This is a genomic window from Arthrobacter sp. E44 (assembly GCF_041877125.1).
In the GTDB taxonomy this organism is placed as follows: domain Bacteria; phylum Actinomycetota; class Actinomycetes; order Actinomycetales; family Micrococcaceae; genus Arthrobacter.
In genome coordinates this window covers 1-15,746 of record NZ_JBHDJA010000010.1, presented here as the reverse complement: position 1 = coordinate 15,746, position 15,746 = coordinate 1, and the positions used below count along the sequence as shown (strand labels likewise).

Sequence of the window (15,746 nt, the reverse complement as noted above, 5' to 3'; positions counted from 1 at the left end):
AATGGTCCTGCATACAGAGTCCCGGAAGGACCAGTCCTGCCTGATTGTCCACGGGCCGGACCGGCCGGGCATCGTGGCTGCCGTGGCCGCGCTGGTGACCCGGAACAAGGGGAACATCGTCTCCTTGGACCAGTACTCAAGCGATCCTTCGTCCGGTGACTTTTTCCAGCGGGTTGTATTCAACCGTCCGGACCTGACGGCGGCGCTGCCCGAAATCGAGGCCGACGTAGCCAAGACCCTCGCCCCGCTGGGCCTGTCCTGGACGCTGACGGACCGCTCCATACCCAAGCGCATGGCCATACTGGTATCCACCTCCGACCACTGCCTGCTGGAACTGCTCTGGCGGCACCGGAGGGGCGAACTACCCGTGACCATACCCATGGTGATCTCCAACCACACGAATACCGCGGAGGACGTGCGCTCCTTTGGCGTCCCGTTCTTCCACGTCCCTTCAGCAGGGCCGGACAAGTCGGTGGCCGAGGCACAGATCCTGCAGCTGCTGGACGGCAACGTGGACTTCGTGGTGCTGGCCCGCTACATGCAGATCCTGTCACCCGATTTCCTGGACGCGGCAGCCGTTCCGCTGATCAACATCCATCACTCATTCCTGCCCGCATTCGTGGGCGCAGCGCCCTACCGCAAGGCCAAGGAGCGGGGGGTGAAGCTGATCGGCGCCACGTCGCACTACGTGACCAAGGACCTGGATGAGGGGCCCATCATCGAGCAGGACGTGGCCCGCGTGACGCACGCGCACTCGGCCCTGGACCTTCAGGCCAGAGGAGCCTACGTAGAGCGGGCAGTGCTCTCACGCGCTGTCCAGTGGCATGCCGAGGACCGCGTCATCCGGCACGGCAACCAAACCATCGTCTTCTGATACCCACCAACAATCCAACACAGAACAAGAGGTTCATCGTGGCACCGAAAAATCTGCAGGAAGTCCTGGACGCGTCCAAAGGGGCGGTGGACCTCCTCCGCAACTCCCAGATCGGCTCCTACATCTATCCTGTGGTCCCGGCCGATTTCCAGAACTGGATCAAGGAGCAGACCGCGTGGCGGCAGACTGCCGTTCTCTACGACCAGTCCCACCACATGGACAACCTGTTCATGAAAGGCCCGGATGCCATCAAGCTGATCACCGCCACCGCCATCAATTCCACCGCCGTATTCCCCGTGAACAAGGCCAAGCAATATGTGCCCACCACGGAGTCCGGCCACGTCATCGGTGATGGCATCCTGTTCCACGAGGCGGAGGACGAGTACGTATATGTCGGCCGCTCACCCGCAGCAAACTGGCTGCTCTATCACGGCGAGACAGGCGGCTACCGGGACCTGGACATCACCGTGGACCGGCGGTCCCCGTCACGGCCGTACGGGCATCCCGTGACCCGCCAGTACTACCGGTTCCAAATCCAGGGCCCCAATGCCTGGCAGGTCATCGAAAAGCTCAACGGGGGCGCACTGGAGCAGCTCAAGTTCTTCAACATGTCCACCATGACCATCGCCGGGACCACGGTCCGCACCCTGCGGCACGGCATGGCCGGCGCTCCGGGCCTGGAGGTCTGGGGCCCGTACGCGGACCACGACCGCATCCGGGATGCAATCGTAGAGGCAGGTGCCGAGTTCGGGCTGGTGCCCGTGGGTTCCCGCGCCTACCCGTCCAATACCCTGGAGTCCGGCTGGATCCCGTCGCCGCTGCCGGCCATCTACGGCGGCGAAGCCGAGCGCGGCTACCGCGAATGGCTGCCCGCGGACGGATATGAAGCCACCGGAACCCTGGCGGGCTCGTTCGTGTCCGGGAACATCGAGGACTACTACCTCACTCCGTGGGAGCTGGGCTACGGCTCGTTCGTCAAATTCGATCACGACTTCATCGGCCGTGACGCACTCGAACGGATCGATCCGGCCATGCAGCGCAAGAAGGTCACCCTGGCCTGGGACGCAGAAGATGTCACCTCCATCTTCGCGTCGCTGTTCAACGTGGGGGGGCCCAGCTACAAGTTCTTTGACCTGCCCCTGGCCAACTACGGCTCAGCCAACTACGACTCAGTGGTGGACGCCGACGGAACGGTGGTGGGGTACTCCATGTTCACCGGCTACAGCGCAAACGAACGGCGCGCACTCTCGCTGGCAACCATCGATCCCAACGTTCCCGAAGGCACGGAACTGAAGGTCGTTTGGGGCGAGCCGAACGGCGGTACCGCCAAGGCCGCCGTCGAACCCCATGTGCAGACTGAAGTGCGGGCCGTAGTGAGCCCCGTCCCCTACTCCACCGTGGCACGCGCCACCTACCACGGCGGGTGGCGGACGAACTACCAGTCGGCCTAGGCTGGGGACCCTGAAGTGCGGGGGTGCAGCCGCCCCCGCACTTTCCTTGAGCCCTTGGAGGAGTACCGCATGAGCCTTCGGTACGCGCTGCTGGCCCTGCTGCGCGTCGGCCCGCTGTCAGGTTACGAACTGCAGAAACAGTTCTCCATGTCCGTGGGGCACGTCTGGCACGCCCCGGACTCGCAGATCTACCCTGAGCTGCGCAAGATGGAGGAAGAGCACCTCATCGAAGGTGAGGAGCAGCCCAGGGGCCAGCGCGCCACCCGGCGGGTTTACCATGTGACGGCAGCCGGGAACCAGGCCTTCCTGGATTGGATGCAGACCCCGCTGGAATACGCGCGGGTCCGCGACCCTGCGCACCTGCGTGCCGCCTACCTTGAGGCGGCATCGCCGGAGACGGCGCGCGCGTTTTTTCGGCGGCATCAGGAACAGTGGGAGGCCGAGCTTGCCCAGTGGGAGGGTGAACTCCAGCGCATCGCCCAGGTGGACAATCCGATGCTGGTGCGCCGCCTGGCCGTAACGGACCCCGCGGACCGGGAACGCACCATCGCCTTCAAGCGGTTCACATACGAAGGCCTGGTGGACCGGGCCCACGCTGAGATAGCGTGGGCGCGGCGGGGGCTCGAGCTCATCGACACCCTGGAATCCCCGGGACGCGCCACGCCGGTGCCCAGCGCGTCCCCGGCCTAGTCAGCCAACGTTTTCAACAGTCGCATACCCCTTGCCGTTGTACTTCTGCACCACCACGGAGGACACCGCCGGCTGGCCATCGACTGTGGTGTCCACCGACGTCCCTTCGAGCATCAGCGGCGCCTTCAGGTCCTTGATGTCCCGCAGCGCCGTCATGAAGCTGTCCCGCGTGGGCACCTTCATGTTCTGGAACGCCTTCTCAAGGGTGGCCCCCACCATGTAGCTCCACATGCAGTGCGGGAACGCCGGCATGTCCGGGTAGTTCCCGTACTTCTTCAGTTCGTCAAGGAATTTCACGACGTCGGAGTCCTTGGCGAATGCCGGACTCTGCGGGGCCTTGGCAAATGACACGGAGTAGATGCCAGGGTAGGCGGAGCCGCCGCCGGGTTCCAGGATGGCGGTTGGGCTTGAGGTGTTGGAGGGCAGGAACCAGCTGGGCTTCCAGCCGATCTGCTGCGCCTTCTGGAGGGCCGCGATGGTGAGCGGCGTGATGGACATGGCGTTGAAGAAGACGTCCGCCCCGGAGGAAGCGAGCTGGGTAAGCTGCGCATCCACCGAAGTGTCAGTCGCCTCGTACGTCTGCTCGCCCACCACGGAGATGTTGGACGCGCCCTTGATTGCGTCCTTGAAGCCCGCGACGTAGCCCTTGCCGTAGTCATCGTTCTGCGACAGGATGGCAACTTTGTGCTGCGCACCCGACTTCGCCAGGAGCTTCCCGAACGCCGCGCCCTCGTTCTGGTAGATGGGCACGAAGCCCAATTGCCAGGGGCTCTGCTTCCGGTCGCTGAACAGCGGGTCGCCGGTCATCACCAGCACTTGCGGGACCTTCTGGCTGATGGCGGCGTCGCGGAACGCCCGGTTGGTGGGCGTTCCCAGGCCGGCGGTGGCAGCAAACACATTGTCAGAGACCATTTGCTGGAAGTTGGCCAGGGACTTTTGGGGATCGTAGGCGTCGTCGTAGGACTTGATGTTCACGGTCCGGGTCTTGCCGTCGCCGAACTTCACCCCGCCCGCGGCATTCACCGCTCCGAAGTAAGCCGAGACCCCGGCGACGGTGCACTTGCCCGGCCCGGCGATTGCGCCGCTGAGCGGGGTGGTGATCCCCAGCGTGATCGCCGAGTCAGTGATCCCCGGAGAGGACGCGGAGCCGCCTCCCTGGCCCCCGCTGTCGCCCCTGCAACCGGACAGGGAGAGCGCGACGGCGGCCGTCAAGGCCACAATGCCAAGTACTCCGCCCGGCTTCTTTCTCATCTTCATGGTCCATCCTGCCTCTCTGTTTGTTCACGTTCCTCCGGCGCAGCATCCGGTACCGGACGATGTGCGGGAGTGGTCTGCTGGGAATTCTCCGCCGCAGGGCGGGATGTGGAACGCCGGGCGGGAGGACGGCGGGTGAGCCTGCGGACCACTCTGGGCAGGCTGACCAGGCCCCCTGGCAACAGGAACAGCACTGCGAGGAGGATCGCGCCCTGGCTGACGGTGGTGAGGTTGGGGTCTATGGCGTTGGTCAACTGCGGAACGAAGACGTAGTAGGCCCCGCCCAGAAGCGAACCTGCAATGCTTCCCGCACCACCGATGACCATGGCGGCCAGGAGGCTGATGGAATGCCCGAAGCTGAGGGTCTCCGGAGACGTGTACTGCACCGCTGCGAGGTACAGGAAACCACTTGCACCGCCGAATACGGAGGCAATGGTGAAGGCCAGGACCTTGGTTCGGTAGGGCGAAATGCCCATCGAGGCGGCAACAGCCTCATTTTCACGGACCGCCGCGAAGGCCCGCCCGTACTTGCCGTGGACCAGGCTCCGGGCCAGCAGGAATGCTCCGGCTACCACCACCAGCACAATGTAGAACTGCCATTGGTCGTTTGCCAGCCCCGACCAGTCGGGGGCATCAGTGAACCGCGCGGAGACTCCCTGGGAGCCGCCCGTGAAATCGGCGAGCCGTTTGGCCAGGGGGACGCCGACGATCGGCAGGGCGATGGTGACCATCGCAATGGCCAGGCCGCCAAGGCGCGCAGCAGCGAGCGCCACCAGCAGCCCCACCACGCCGGCGATGGCACAGGCTGCAACGAACACCAGCAGGATGTTCCAGCCATGGTTGACGCCGTACGCGGTGACGTAGGCGCCCAGGCCCACAAAGAAGATCTGTCCGAGGTTGACCTGGCCCGTGTATCCCATGATGATGTTCAGCCCCAGCACCGCCACCGCATAGACCCCAATGCGGACCAGTGTCTGGTTTGCAAACGCCGGCAGGATCAGTGGCGCGGCGACCAGCAGAACCGCCACAACGGCAACAAGGACAAGCCGGACCCGCCGGCGGCGTACGGTGGCAGCAGCTGTACTCATCAGACCCTCACCACGACCTTCCTGCCAAACAGGCCCTGTGGGCGGAGGATGAGGATGACAAAGATCAGCACGAAAGGCACCGCAATCTTGAGGTCGTGGCCAATCAGGGGAACGTAGACGGCCACCAGGTTCTCCAGGACACCGATCGCGGAGGCCGCCACCACGCAGCCGATGGGGCTGTTCAGGCCGCCCAGGATGACGGCGGCGAGCGCATAGACCAGGGCGGTGTCCAGCATGCCCGGGGTCAGCGTCAGCTGCGGTGCCACCAGGACGCCGGCGATGGCTCCGAGGGTGGCCGCGAGCCCCCAACCCACCATGAGCAGCCGGCCCACGGGAAGCCCGGAGAAAGCGGCCGACGACGGGTTGTCGGCGACGGCGCGGAGGGCCAGTCCCAGCTTGGTTCGGAGGAAGAGCAGTTGCAGGACCACCATGATGACCACGATGGTCACCGCGGTGGCAAGCGACCTGACGCTTACCACCGCCCCAAGGATCTCCACGCTGGTCAGGGGAAAGAGCGACGGAAACGCGAGATTGTTGTAGCCCCACAGCACCGCCGAGATGCCGGTGACGAGGGTGAGCAGTCCAATCGTGACCACCACCGCGGTGTCCGGGTCGCCGCGTTCAAACCGCCGGACCAGGAAACGCTCCACCAGCGCGCCGAAGACGAAGGAAAGCACCACGGCGATGAGGATGGCGACGATGATGGGCAGGCCGAGTTGGACGAAGACGTAGGCAATGTAGGCGGAGAGCACGGCCATGCCGCCCTGGGCGAAGTTGATCAGGCCCGTGGCCTGGTTGACCAGCACGATCGCCAGGGCCAGGGCGGCGTAGATGGAACCGGTGGCGAGGCCGTCGACCACGAGTTGGATAAAGGTTTCCATGCCGATTCAACCCCCCAGGTAGGCGCGGCGGATCTCGTCCATGCCCTTGAGCTGCGCCGATGTGCCGGTAAGCACGTTTCGGCCTGTTTCCAACACGGTGGCGGTATCGACGAGTGAGAACGCGAGGTTCGCGTTCTGCTCCACCACCAGCATGGCTATGCCGGATTCGAGCCGCAGCCGGCGGATGGCCTGGTACACAGTCTTGGCCGTGCCGGGCGCAAGCCCCAGCGATGCCTCGTCCAGCAGCAGCAGCTTGGGCTTGGCCATAAAGGCCCTGCCCACGGCCAGCATCTGCTGCTCCCCGCCGGACAGTGCCGCAGCCCGGGAGCCCACCCGGTCCTGCAGTTGCGGGAACAGATCGAGGCAGTACTCAATGTCCGTTTCAATGGCCTTCCGGTCCCTGCGGAGATAGGCGCCCACCAACAGGTTTTCCCGGACGCTCAGCTGCCCCAGGGTGCCACGGCCTTCCGGAACGTGGGCAATTCCCAGGGCCGCCACCTGGTCCGACCGGAGGCCACGGATGTCACGGCCGTCGAACCTGATGGTCCCGCCGGTCCTGACCGTGCCGCTAATGGCCCGCAGGGTTGTGGTCTTGCCGGCACCGTTTGCGCCCAGGATCCCCACCGACCCGCCTTCCGGAACACTCAGCGAGACCCCGTCCAGCACCTGCACAGGCCCGTATGACGCGGTGACGTCCTTGAGCTCAAGCAGCGTCATCCGCGGCGTCCTTTCCGATGTAGGCCTCGACCACGCGGGGATCGGACTGCGCCTCGGCCGCGGTGCCCGACATCAGCTTGCGTCCGTGGTCCAGCACCACAACCTGGTCGGTGAGCGCGGAGATCAGTCCCATGTGGTGCTCCACGATGATGATGGTGATGTCCTGCTCCGAGCGGAGGCGCTTGACCGTCGCGATGAGCTGTTCCACTTCGCCGTGGGAAAGTCCGGCCGCAGGCTCGTCGAGCAGGAGCAACGCGGGCCGTGAAAGAAGCGCCCGCCACAGCTCGATGCCTTTGTGCAGACCGTGCGAGAGTTCATCGGCCGGCAGCTCTGCTGCCCAGCCGAGCCCTCCCCGGCTGAGGAGTTCCAGTGCTTCGGTGCGGACTGCCCGCTCCGCCTGGACGGTGCGCGGCAGCCGCAGCGCCCAGGATATGGGACCGCCGGGCAGCCGGGTGTGGGCGCCAAGGAGCACATTCTGCAGGACTGTTGCGTTCAACTGCAGGGCTGGATGCTGGAAGGTGCGGGCCAGGCCCAGGTGGGCCAGCCGGGATGGAGTGCTGCCCGAGACCTCTGTCCCGTCGATGGAAATCGCCCCGGAGCTGGGCTTGTAGTGGCCGCTGATGCAGTTGAACAGGGACGTCTTGCCTGCACCATTGGGGCCCACCAGGCCTAAAATGACGCCGGGCTCGACGTCGAAGCTGACGTCCTGCAGCACTTTGACCCCGCCGAAGTGCAGGTTGACGTCCTTGAGGCTCAGGCTCGCAGCCACCCTGTACCTTCCTGTCGCATCATCGCTAGGAATGGATGCAGCCGATCAGTACTGCACGAAACTGACGCTACGGATGGCGGACGAAATTGTCAACGATTTTGGCTTGAACTCGCTGCGTCCGATGAAGCGCGAATTTCCCGTGTAGGGGTGGTACTTCAGCCGCCGGCGACGGACTGGATCACCAGGACTTCCTGGCCAGGCAGCACCTCGGTGTCCAGGCCCTGCAGCCGCCGCACCTCATCGCCGTCGACATATATGTTCACGAACCTTCGCAGTGCGCCCGTCTCGTCACGCAGCCGCCGGCCCAGCACGGCATAGTCAGAGGCAACCGCATCAAGCAGGCTTGCCACCGTCACCGGCCCGTCAGCGGGCGCAACCAGCACGGACTGCCCGCCGGCCAAGGGCTGCAGGACGCTGGGAAGCAGCAGCGCAATCTCAGGCACCGGCCACCACTGCCGCCCGGACGCACAGGACATCAGGCAGGTGGGATGCCACCTCCCTGAACGTCTCCCCTTCATCCGCGCTCGCGTAGACGGCGCCGCCCCGTGTGCCGAAGTACACCCCGGCTGGTTCGGCGGCGTCCACCGACGCCGCGTCCCGGAGCACGCTGTTGTATTCGTGCTCCGGGAGGCCGGCGCTGAGGCGCTTCCAGGTGTTCCCGGCGTCGTCGGTGCGGTGGACGGCGAGCCTGCCGTCCGGAGGGATGCGTTCGCCGTCGGCCTTCAGCGGGACCACCCAGGCGGTGCCGTCGCGGCGGGGATGGGTCAGCATGACGAAGCCGAAGTCTGCGGGCAGTCCCCCGGAGATGGAGTTCCAGCTGTCCGCGTTGTCGTCCGTCCGGTAGACGCCGTGGTGGTTCTGCGCGTAGAGGCGGCCTTCGACGGCGGCATCCGCGGCGATCTTGTGCACGCATTGGCCGAACTCCGGATTGGGATCCGGCATGAAGTAGGCCGAGATCCCCTTGTTGCGCGCTTCCCAGGAGGTTCCGCCGTCGTCCGAGCGGTAGACGCCGCCGGTGCTCATGGCGACATGGACGGTCTCACCCGAGGGGTCAACCACGATGGAATGCGCCGCCGCCCCGCCGTAGCCGGCTCCCCATTCACTGCGGTGCGGGTGGTCCCACAGGCCGCGGTTCAGCTCGAAGTGCTCCCCGCCGTCCGTGGACTTCCAGAGGGAGATGGGTTCGGCCCCCGCCCAGACCACTCCCGGCCGGGACCCGGCGTCCGGGTAGATCTGCCATACGCGCTCCACCGCCGCGCCGGTATCTTCGGGAAATTTGATGGCGCCCTGCTCCGGCTCGGTCCAGGTTGTACCGAGGTCATCGGAGTGGGCAACCGTGGGGCCCCAGTGCGGGCTGCGGACGCCGACCAGAATCCGGGTGCGGCCTTCCCTGGTATCGATTCCAATGCTGGGAATCTCCGACATCAGGAAATGCGGGCCTGTGAGGGACCACTCCTGCCTGTCCCGGCTGGTGGCAAGCCACAGCCCTTTTTTGGTACCGATTGCCAGGACAAATGATTCTGCCTCCGTTGCCATGCGGACCATGCAACCACCGGATCGGTTGGCGCGCAACGGTTTTCAGCCCCTCGGTTCCCCTCCCGGGCGGGAGGGGTCAGTCCACGAACTCAGACTGGGTCTCGATGAAGTCCCAGTCGGCGGCGGTCAGCACGGCGGCGGGATTGCCCGGATGGGGACCTCCCGCCTCGGCGATTCCCTGAAGCACGGGAAGCGGCAGCTCCTCCGCACGGAGGTTTTGCCGCAGCCACTCCTTGCTGGCGAGGTCCAGGTCCAGCCACCACATGAAGATTTCCACGATTCCCCCTCCCTAACACTTAAAACGTTAGGCACGGCCAGAGGGACCGACAAGATGCCGGCACTTAAGCAGGTGGAACGTGGCAGCGTTTTGGGTACCGGCAAGTAACTTGACCTGCCAGGGGCCGGAAAAGACGAGTACCCCCTACTCGCGACTGGCTCCTGCGGCCTCCCTAGCCTGAAATCTCAAAGCAAGCTGACCGTGCCGCTGGGGCATACGGCGCAACCGCTGGCCTGTCCTTGCCATGGTCCGTTTCACAAACAGATGGGGAAAAAGATGAAACGCACCTTAGCCACACTGGGGGTGGTGGGGCTCGGCCTCATCAGCCTCACAGCACCTGCCTTGGCCGCCGGAGACAAAGTCATCGTCTGCCACAGCGACGGCAGCACCTGGGAGCCGTTGGAGTTCAGCATCAATGCGCTGGGCGGCCACGACCATCATCCGCTGGACATCATCCCGCCGACGTCGAAATCGGAGGGCAAGAACTGGACCGCCGCCGGAAAGGAACTTTACGCCGCCCAGTGCGCGCCGCTGCCGCCCGGCGAGGTGCCCGCTCCTGTGGTGACGCCGCCTGCCGAGCAGCCGCCCGTCGTCGTCGTTACTCCCGTGACGCCGCCGCCCACGGAGGAACCCACCGTGACGCCGCCGCCCAAGGAGGAACCCACGGTGACGCCGCCGCCCACCGAGGTGCCGATCACCGTTGACCAACCTGTGGTGCAGCCACCCGCTGTCGTCGTCCCGCCCGCAGTGGAACAGCCCGCTGCGGAAACCCCTGCGGTGCAATCGCCTGAGGTGAAGTCGCCGGTCGTGGCGGCCCAGGTCCCGGCACAGCCCGCGCCTGCCAAGCAGGCTGCCGCGGCAGCGAAGGCAGCACCTAAGGCCGCGCCCGCACCAGTCAGCGTGGGAACCAACCAGGGCTACAACGCCCAGACCGCAGTGGGAGCTTCCGACGGCGGCCAGGGCTGGCTGGCAGGGGTGGGAGCACTTGCTGCGGCAGGCGCAGCCGTGGCAGCCCGCCGCCGGTCGCGTCCGTTGAACAACGCCGGCTAACCGCAATCCGCCACGAACCCGTGGCCCCTGACAAGGAAGGCGTCCTGCCAGTGCCCGGCAGGGCGCCTTCCTTCCAATCCAGCCAATGCCACTAACCAACGAGGAGTGCCATGCCACAGGACCGGAGCCGGCACGCAGCGCCCAGGCGGCACACTTGGCAGCGTGCCTGGGGAACATCGAACCGTGGGGACCTGGCCATCCTGTTCTGCGGCATCCTCGCGTTCCTGTCATTCACCCTTGGTGCTCCGCTTTTCCACCCGGCGCCGCCGCTGTCCGTTGGGAATGGTCCTGCGGCTGCCGTGGTCATCGCTGGTGGCGGGGCACCGGGTGGCCCGGCTCCCATCGCCGGGACGGGCATTCCTGCTGCAATTGCCGCACAGGATCCAGCCTCAGCCTCCCAGACCGCCCGCACGATGCCCACGGAAGTTGCGGCAGCACCTGTCCTTCCCGCAGCTGCCCAGCCCCTCCGCATCAGGTATCCATCCGCAGAGTTCGACGTAGCCGTCCACCCCCTGGACCTGGACGGTGAAGCGCAGTCCAGCCGGACCATCGAACCCCCCGCCACCAAGGACGGATACTGGCTGACGCCGTTCGGCATCCCGGGCAGTGGTTCCAGCAACACCACCTACGTGATCGGCCACAGCTGGGAAGGCGCAGACGCCCCCTTCAACCACCTCAGCTCAGCCGCAGCCGTCGGGGAACGCTTCGATGTCGAAACCACAGCCGGGACCATCAGCTACCAGGTGGAAAGCATCAAGACTTACCTGAAGTCCGGCCTCAAGGACAGCCCCGTGTGGGACATGGTGCCCAACCGGCTGGTCCTCATCAGCTGCTACACCGAGGACCCTTGGGGCAAGAATGTTGTGGTCACGGCGTACCCTGCCGCTTCCTAGCCGCTCCGCGCCCGGCACCGGAGGTTTCCGCGACCTCCAGGCCCTTCCGGGCCGAACGTACCTGTTCACACCCCTTCGCCGGACGGACAATGGGCCCCATGACAGGGGAATACTTCAACGGCACCCCGCTACTGGTGGGAATCATGCCCAAACAGCACCCGGAAGTCCTGCAAACCGCGGCGACCCTGGCTGCCCGGCTGGGCACACCCTTGGTCTGCGCCTACGTGGATGAAGCAAGCTACCTAGTGGAATGGGATCCTGCCCGCTCCGCACACCGGCTTTCGCGCGACCCGCACGCCAATGACGACATGCTGGCCCTGGCAACAGAACTGAAAGAACATGTCCAGGCCGTCGTGGACAAACTGGCATCAGAGGGTGCCTCCCTGGACTGGTCCTTCCGCACCCTCACCGGGGATCCGGCCCGCGCCTTGGGCCAGGTGGCAGCCGAACTCGACGCCCCCATCATCATCGTGGGCACCTCCGAACGCGGATTTTCGCACCGGCTCTCAGAGGCCCTCAACGGGTCCGTCGGCGCGTGGCTCAGCCACCACCAAAGCCGGCCGGTGCTGGTGGTCCCCTACCGGAAGCCGGCCCACGAAGACCGTCCCTAGGCGCTCATCGGCACGGAAATCCGCGCCGATGCAGGGGAGCTTAAAGTAAAGCGAAAGTAGTTATTCGGGATGCTGGCGCAGCGCCACTACCAGCCAGTAAGCTGATTCAAGCAAGGCCGCTCCACCTCGGTGGAAGCCGGAATTGCCCAAAAGCTGCTCCGGAGTGCGTATCCCCCAATAACGCACTCCGGAGCTTTTTTGTGCCCCCGCAGCGCAGCCCGCAGCCCCCCGTAGGCGCCGGGGAGGCGCCGAGGACACGATTGATACCCCCTGGGGGTACTTGCGGTTATACCCTACCGGGGTATACGTTGATCTCATGAAGGCTATCGAAGAAGCCGTCGCCGCCGCGGCAGCTGATCAAGCTCCCGAAGAGGCGCATGTTGCCCCGCAGCACGGGTACACGGGCAACAAAGACGCGTACCTCCGCCGCCTCAAGCGCATCGAGGGCCAGGTCCGGGGCATTGCCCGAATGGTGGATGAAGACAAGTACTGCATCGACATCCTCACCCAGGTTGCCGCCGTCACCAAGGCCCTGCACGCAGTAAGCCTTGGTCTGGTCGAAGAGCACATCGGCCACTGCGTGGTGGGTGCAGCCTCCGAGCCGGACCCGGACGCCCGCGCTGAAGCCATCGACGCCAAGGTCAAGGAAGCCGCCGACGCCATCGGTCGGCTGCTTCGCTGACACCACCCCACAATCCCCCGGCCACCGCCGGAACCTACAGAAGGAGCAAGCCATGAGCACCACCTCCCCCACCACCACAACCATCAGCGTCTCCGGCATGACCTGCGGGCACTGCGTATCGGCTGTCAGCGAAGAACTCGAAGCCATCGAAGGCGTCGAAGAAGTAAAGGTCGACTTGAACGCCGGCGGTATCTCCACCGTGACCATCAGCGCAAACAAGGAACTCTCACCCACTGACATCGGGGAAGCCGTGGCCGAGGCAGGCTACCTGGTGGTCGCCAACGAAGCCTAAGAACCATTCCGACACCGGAAAGCTGATATGAGCCACCAAGAACTGCTGCACCCGCCGGGAACCCGGATCGTCGAACTGGACATCCAGGGGATGACCTGCGCTTCCTGCGTCAACCGGGTGGAAAAGAAGCTCGGCAAGCTTGAGGGCGTCGCAGCAACGGTCAACCTGCCCCTGGAGTCAGCCCACGTCACGGTCCCGGCGGGAATAACCGACGAACAGCTGGTGGATACGGTCAACGCCGCAGGCTACAAGGCCACACTTCGGCCGCAGCACACAGTGGCTCCTGAGGCGGGACCAGCGGACCAGGTCGCTGCGATCCCGGCTTCCCGGCTCCGGCCCCGCCTCATCCTGGCGGCTGTCCTGACCGTCCCGGTGTTCATGATCAGCATGATCCCCGCCTTCCAGTTCGCTAACTGGGGCTGGGCGGCCGCGGCCCTGGCGCTGCCGGTGGTCACGTGGGCGGCCTGGCCCTTTCACCGGGCGGCCGCCATCAATGCCCGGCACTTTGCTTCCACCATGGACACGCTGGTGTCGCTCGGGGTGGCGGCGGCCTACCTCTTCTCGGCCTGGCAGCTGCTGGCAGACCCGCGAATGACGGAGCACCCCGGGATGGAGGGCATGCCCGGCGGCCTGTACTTCGAAGTTGCATCGGTAGTCACCACCTTCCTGCTCTTGGGCCGGTACTTGGAGGCGAACGCCAAGCAGAAGGCCGGCGATGCCCTGCAGGCCCTGTTGAACCTGGGCGCCAAGGATGCCACTGTCCTGCGCAACGGCAGCGAACAGAAGATCCCGGCGGACCGGCTGCAGGTGGGCGATGTCCTGGTGGTCCGCCCGGGCGAGAAGATCGCCACCGACGGCGTGGTGGTGGACGGTGCGTCCGCCGTCGACGCTTCGCTGGTGACCGGCGAGTCCGTACCGGTCGAGGTGGGCCCGGACAGCCGCGTCACAGGTGCCACCATCAACACGTCCGGCCGCCTCCTGGTGCGGGCAACCCGGGTTGGCTCGGAGACCACCCTTGCCCAGATGGCCCGGCTCGTGTCGCAGGCCCAGACCGGTAAAGCCCCGATCGCGCGGCTCGCGGACCGCATCAGCTCCGTCTTCGTGCCGGTGGTCCTTGGCATTGCCGTCCTGACCTTCGTGCTCTGGCTCCTGGCGGCCGGCCCCGACGCTGACGGCGGGCACCTGCGCCAGGCGTTCACCGCCGCCGTCGCCGTCATGGTGATTGCCTGCCCGTGCGCCCTGGGACTGGCCACCCCGGTGGGTCTGCTCACGGGCACCGGCCGGGGTGCCCAGCTGGGCATCCTGATCAAGGGCCCGCAGGTTCTGGAGGACACCCGCACCGTAGACACCATCCTGCTGGACAAGACAGGGACAGTGACCACCGGCATCCTGGCCGTAGACACCACCTCCGCGTTCCCCGGCTTCACGGATCAGGACGTCCTCCGACTCGCCGGGGCAGTGGAGGCCGCCTCCGAGCACCCCGTGGCCCGCGCCATCGCGGCTGCAGCGTCCGGGGCACGTTCCGCACCTGCAGCGAACGACGCCGGCACCTTGCCGCCGGTGCAGGGCTTCAGTTCCGCCCCGGGCGGCGGAGTGTCGGGAACCGTTGAAGGCAGGCAGGTCATGGCCGGGCGCAGCGGCTGGCTGGAGCAGCGTGGTGTTGTCCTGGATGCAGGCCAGCGGGCCCAGCTGGCCGGCGCTGAAGAAGGGGGTGCCACGGCCATCTGCGTGGCGGTGGACGGCACGCCGGCCGGAATCATCAGCCTGCGGGACAGCGTCAAGGTAGGCTCCCCCGCCGCCGTCACCCGGCTGAAGGCGCTGGGCCTGCGGCCCATCCTGCTGACCGGGGACAACGCCGCGGTCGCCGCCCGGGTGGCTGCCGCCGTCGGCATTGCGCCAGGCGATGTCTACGCCGGCGTCCTGCCCGAAGGAAAAGTGGAAGCGGTGAAACAGCTGCAGTCCCGGGGTGCCACGGTGGCCATGGCCGGCGATGGCGTGAACGACGCCGCGGCCTTGGCGCAGGCCGACCTGGGCATTGCCATGGGGTCGGGAACGGACGTGGCCATCGAAGCCGCGGACCTGACGGTGATGGGCAATGACCTCCACCAGGTGGCCCAAGCCATCGAACTGTCACGGAAGACCCTGGGCACCATCAAGACCAACCTTTTCTGGGCGTTCTTCTACAACGCGGTGGGGATCCCGGTGGCTGCACTGGGACTGCTCAACCCGATGATCGCCGGCGCCGCCATGGCCGCCAGTTCCGTCCTGGTGGTGGCCAACTCACTGCGCCTGCGCAGCTTCGGCAAGTAGCGGCAGGCAGCGGAGGCTGGGTCAGGCCGCGCCGTACCGTACTGCGGCGCGGGCTTTGGCCTTGGCAGCCTCTTCCTCCCGGTCCTTGGGCGGCGCCTGCGTCACCAGGGAGTTCAGCAGGTGCTGCGTGATGTGCGCGATCTGGTGCACGGCCTCGTCGAAGGCGTCCTGGTTGGCCTTGGAAGGCTTAGTGCTCCCGCTGATCTTGCGGACATACTGCAGCGCCGCCGCGTGCACTTCCTCGGACGTGTGTCAATGGCCATTACGTTCTGCCCATGGGCGGCCAGTTGATGTGCCCGCTGGTGGCCAGTAAAACTGCCCGGTTATGGCCAACAGATCTGCCCACTGATTCGTTTCGGCGGGGTCGGCCA

Annotated in this window: 18 protein-coding genes; 9 read left to right on the top strand and 9 right to left on the bottom strand. The window is 66.0% G+C overall.

Annotation, left to right across the window (positions count from 1 at the left end; all coding sequences use genetic code 11):
- Window position 1 precedes the first annotated feature (1 nt).
- The 3 genes from purU (at window position 2) to ACETK3_RS10575 (ending at window position 3,015) form a co-directional block, all read left to right on the top strand.
- Window positions 2–874, top strand: a complete 873-nt coding sequence (gene purU, locus ACETK3_RS10585; RefSeq protein ID WP_236800322.1) for a formyltetrahydrofolate deformylase — start codon at window positions 2–4, stop codon at window positions 872–874.
- A gap of 38 nt (window positions 875–912) precedes the next feature.
- Entirely contained in the window at window positions 913–2,325 is a 1,413-nt protein-coding gene (locus ACETK3_RS10580; RefSeq protein WP_373992858.1) for an aminomethyl transferase family protein, read from the top strand.
- 69 nt (window positions 2,326–2,394) lie between these two features.
- Window positions 2,395–3,015 (top strand): PadR family transcriptional regulator, encoded by a 621-nt coding sequence (locus ACETK3_RS10575; protein ID WP_236800324.1) that lies wholly within the window; start codon window positions 2,395–2,397, stop codon window positions 3,013–3,015.
- On the opposite strand, the gene ACETK3_RS10570 is transcribed toward ACETK3_RS10575, so the two are convergent.
- The 8 genes from ACETK3_RS10570 to ACETK3_RS10535 all read right to left on the bottom strand — a co-directional run bounded on the left by ACETK3_RS10570 (window position 3,016) and on the right by ACETK3_RS10535 (window position 9,537).
- Window positions 3,016–4,272 carry an ABC transporter substrate-binding protein gene (locus ACETK3_RS10570; RefSeq protein WP_373992857.1) on the bottom strand — a complete coding sequence of 419 codons (1,257 nt, stop codon included), beginning with the start codon at window positions 4,270–4,272 and terminating at the stop codon, window positions 3,016–3,018.
- The gene (locus ACETK3_RS10565) at window positions 4,269–5,357 is read right to left on the bottom strand and encodes a branched-chain amino acid ABC transporter permease (protein WP_373992856.1); all 1,089 of its coding nucleotides are present in this window, start codon (window positions 5,355–5,357) and stop codon (window positions 4,269–4,271) included. The genes ACETK3_RS10570 and ACETK3_RS10565 overlap by 4 nt, the downstream gene beginning before the upstream one ends.
- The gene (locus tag ACETK3_RS10560) at window positions 5,357–6,238 is read right to left on the bottom strand and encodes a branched-chain amino acid ABC transporter permease (RefSeq protein WP_236820865.1); all 882 of its coding nucleotides are present in this window, start codon (window positions 6,236–6,238) and stop codon (window positions 5,357–5,359) included. The genes ACETK3_RS10565 and ACETK3_RS10560 overlap by 1 nt, the downstream gene beginning before the upstream one ends.
- Before the next feature lie 6 nt (window positions 6,239–6,244).
- On the bottom strand, window positions 6,245–6,955 hold the full coding sequence (locus tag ACETK3_RS10555; RefSeq protein ID WP_306968293.1) for an ABC transporter ATP-binding protein: 711 nt from the start codon (window positions 6,953–6,955) through the stop codon (window positions 6,245–6,247).
- Window positions 6,942–7,724: an ABC transporter ATP-binding protein gene (locus ACETK3_RS10550; protein WP_236800329.1), complete on the bottom strand. Its 783-nt coding sequence runs from the start codon at window positions 7,722–7,724 to the stop codon at window positions 6,942–6,944. Before ACETK3_RS10550 ends, ACETK3_RS10555 begins: the two co-directional genes overlap by 14 nt.
- A gap of 155 nt (window positions 7,725–7,879) precedes the next feature.
- Complete coding sequence (locus ACETK3_RS10545) at window positions 7,880–8,200, bottom strand: MoaD/ThiS family protein (protein WP_373462134.1); 321 nt, start codon at window positions 8,198–8,200, stop codon at window positions 7,880–7,882.
- Window positions 8,160–9,269 (bottom strand): WD40/YVTN/BNR-like repeat-containing protein, encoded by a 1,110-nt coding sequence (locus ACETK3_RS10540; protein WP_373992855.1) that lies wholly within the window; start codon window positions 9,267–9,269, stop codon window positions 8,160–8,162. The genes ACETK3_RS10545 and ACETK3_RS10540 overlap by 41 nt, the downstream gene beginning before the upstream one ends.
- 67 nt (window positions 9,270–9,336) lie before the next feature.
- On the bottom strand, window positions 9,337–9,537 hold the full coding sequence (locus ACETK3_RS10535) for a hypothetical protein (protein WP_236800332.1): 201 nt from the start codon (window positions 9,535–9,537) through the stop codon (window positions 9,337–9,339).
- A 276-nt stretch (window positions 9,538–9,813) separates the two neighbouring features.
- Between ACETK3_RS10535 and ACETK3_RS10530 the strand changes: the two genes are divergently transcribed.
- The 6 genes from ACETK3_RS10530 (at window position 9,814) to ACETK3_RS10505 (ending at window position 15,375) form a co-directional block, all read left to right on the top strand.
- Window positions 9,814–10,587, top strand: coding sequence for a hypothetical protein (locus ACETK3_RS10530; protein ID WP_373992854.1), 774 nt, complete (start codon window positions 9,814–9,816; stop codon window positions 10,585–10,587).
- A gap of 110 nt (window positions 10,588–10,697) precedes the next feature.
- On the top strand, window positions 10,698–11,480 hold the full coding sequence (locus ACETK3_RS10525) for a class F sortase (protein ID WP_236820869.1): 783 nt from the start codon (window positions 10,698–10,700) through the stop codon (window positions 11,478–11,480).
- A 98-nt stretch (window positions 11,481–11,578) separates the two neighbouring features.
- Window positions 11,579–12,091, top strand: coding sequence for a universal stress protein (locus tag ACETK3_RS10520; RefSeq protein ID WP_236800335.1), 513 nt, complete (start codon window positions 11,579–11,581; stop codon window positions 12,089–12,091).
- Between the two features lie 316 nt (window positions 12,092–12,407).
- The gene (locus ACETK3_RS10515) at window positions 12,408–12,773 is read left to right on the top strand and encodes a metal-sensitive transcriptional regulator (protein WP_236800336.1); all 366 of its coding nucleotides are present in this window, start codon (window positions 12,408–12,410) and stop codon (window positions 12,771–12,773) included.
- Window positions 12,774–12,825: 52 nt separating this feature from the next.
- Window positions 12,826–13,065 carry a heavy-metal-associated domain-containing protein gene (locus tag ACETK3_RS10510; RefSeq protein ID WP_236800337.1) on the top strand — a complete coding sequence of 80 codons (240 nt, stop codon included), beginning with the start codon at window positions 12,826–12,828 and terminating at the stop codon, window positions 13,063–13,065.
- Window positions 13,066–13,092: 27 nt separating this feature from the next.
- The gene (locus ACETK3_RS10505) at window positions 13,093–15,375 is read left to right on the top strand and encodes a heavy metal translocating P-type ATPase (RefSeq protein ID WP_373992853.1); all 2,283 of its coding nucleotides are present in this window, start codon (window positions 13,093–13,095) and stop codon (window positions 15,373–15,375) included.
- Between the two features lie 21 nt (window positions 15,376–15,396).
- Here ACETK3_RS10505 and ACETK3_RS10500 read toward each other — a convergent pair whose 3' ends face one another.
- Complete coding sequence (locus ACETK3_RS10500) at window positions 15,397–15,612, bottom strand: DUF2277 domain-containing protein (protein ID WP_373992852.1); 216 nt, start codon at window positions 15,610–15,612, stop codon at window positions 15,397–15,399.
- Window positions 15,613–15,746 lie beyond the last annotated feature (134 nt).

What these genes read in the sequence shown, in the direction of transcription:
- ACETK3_RS10520 (WP_236800335.1), top strand. Translation starts at nt 11,579, where the DNA reads ATGACAGGGGAATACTTCAACGGCACCCCGCTACTGGTGGGAATCATG.
- ACETK3_RS10505 (WP_373992853.1), top strand. Translation starts at nt 13,093, where the DNA reads ATGAGCCACCAAGAACTGCTGCACCCGCCGGGAACCCGGATCGTCGAA.
- purU (WP_236800322.1), top strand. Translation starts at nt 2, where the DNA reads ATGGTCCTGCATACAGAGTCCCGGAAGGACCAGTCCTGCCTGATTGTC.
- ACETK3_RS10525 (WP_236820869.1), top strand. Translation starts at nt 10,698, where the DNA reads ATGCCACAGGACCGGAGCCGGCACGCAGCGCCCAGGCGGCACACTTGG.
- ACETK3_RS10560 (WP_236820865.1), bottom strand. Translation starts at nt 6,238, where the DNA reads ATGGAAACCTTTATCCAACTCGTGGTCGACGGCCTCGCCACCGGTTCC.
- ACETK3_RS10565 (WP_373992856.1), bottom strand. Translation starts at nt 5,357, where the DNA reads ATGAGTACAGCTGCTGCCACCGTACGCCGCCGGCGGGTCCGGCTTGTC.
- ACETK3_RS10570 (WP_373992857.1), bottom strand. Translation starts at nt 4,272, where the DNA reads ATGAAGATGAGAAAGAAGCCGGGCGGAGTACTTGGCATTGTGGCCTTG.
- ACETK3_RS10530 (WP_373992854.1), top strand. Translation starts at nt 9,814, where the DNA reads ATGAAACGCACCTTAGCCACACTGGGGGTGGTGGGGCTCGGCCTCATC.
- ACETK3_RS10515 (WP_236800336.1), top strand. Translation starts at nt 12,408, where the DNA reads ATGAAGGCTATCGAAGAAGCCGTCGCCGCCGCGGCAGCTGATCAAGCT.
- ACETK3_RS10575 (WP_236800324.1), top strand. Translation starts at nt 2,395, where the DNA reads ATGAGCCTTCGGTACGCGCTGCTGGCCCTGCTGCGCGTCGGCCCGCTG.
- ACETK3_RS10510 (WP_236800337.1), top strand. Translation starts at nt 12,826, where the DNA reads ATGAGCACCACCTCCCCCACCACCACAACCATCAGCGTCTCCGGCATG.
- ACETK3_RS10545 (WP_373462134.1), bottom strand. Translation starts at nt 8,200, where the DNA reads ATGTCCTGTGCGTCCGGGCGGCAGTGGTGGCCGGTGCCTGAGATTGCG.
- ACETK3_RS10540 (WP_373992855.1), bottom strand. Translation starts at nt 9,269, where the DNA reads ATGGTCCGCATGGCAACGGAGGCAGAATCATTTGTCCTGGCAATCGGT.
- ACETK3_RS10555 (WP_306968293.1), bottom strand. Translation starts at nt 6,955, where the DNA reads ATGACGCTGCTTGAGCTCAAGGACGTCACCGCGTCATACGGGCCTGTG.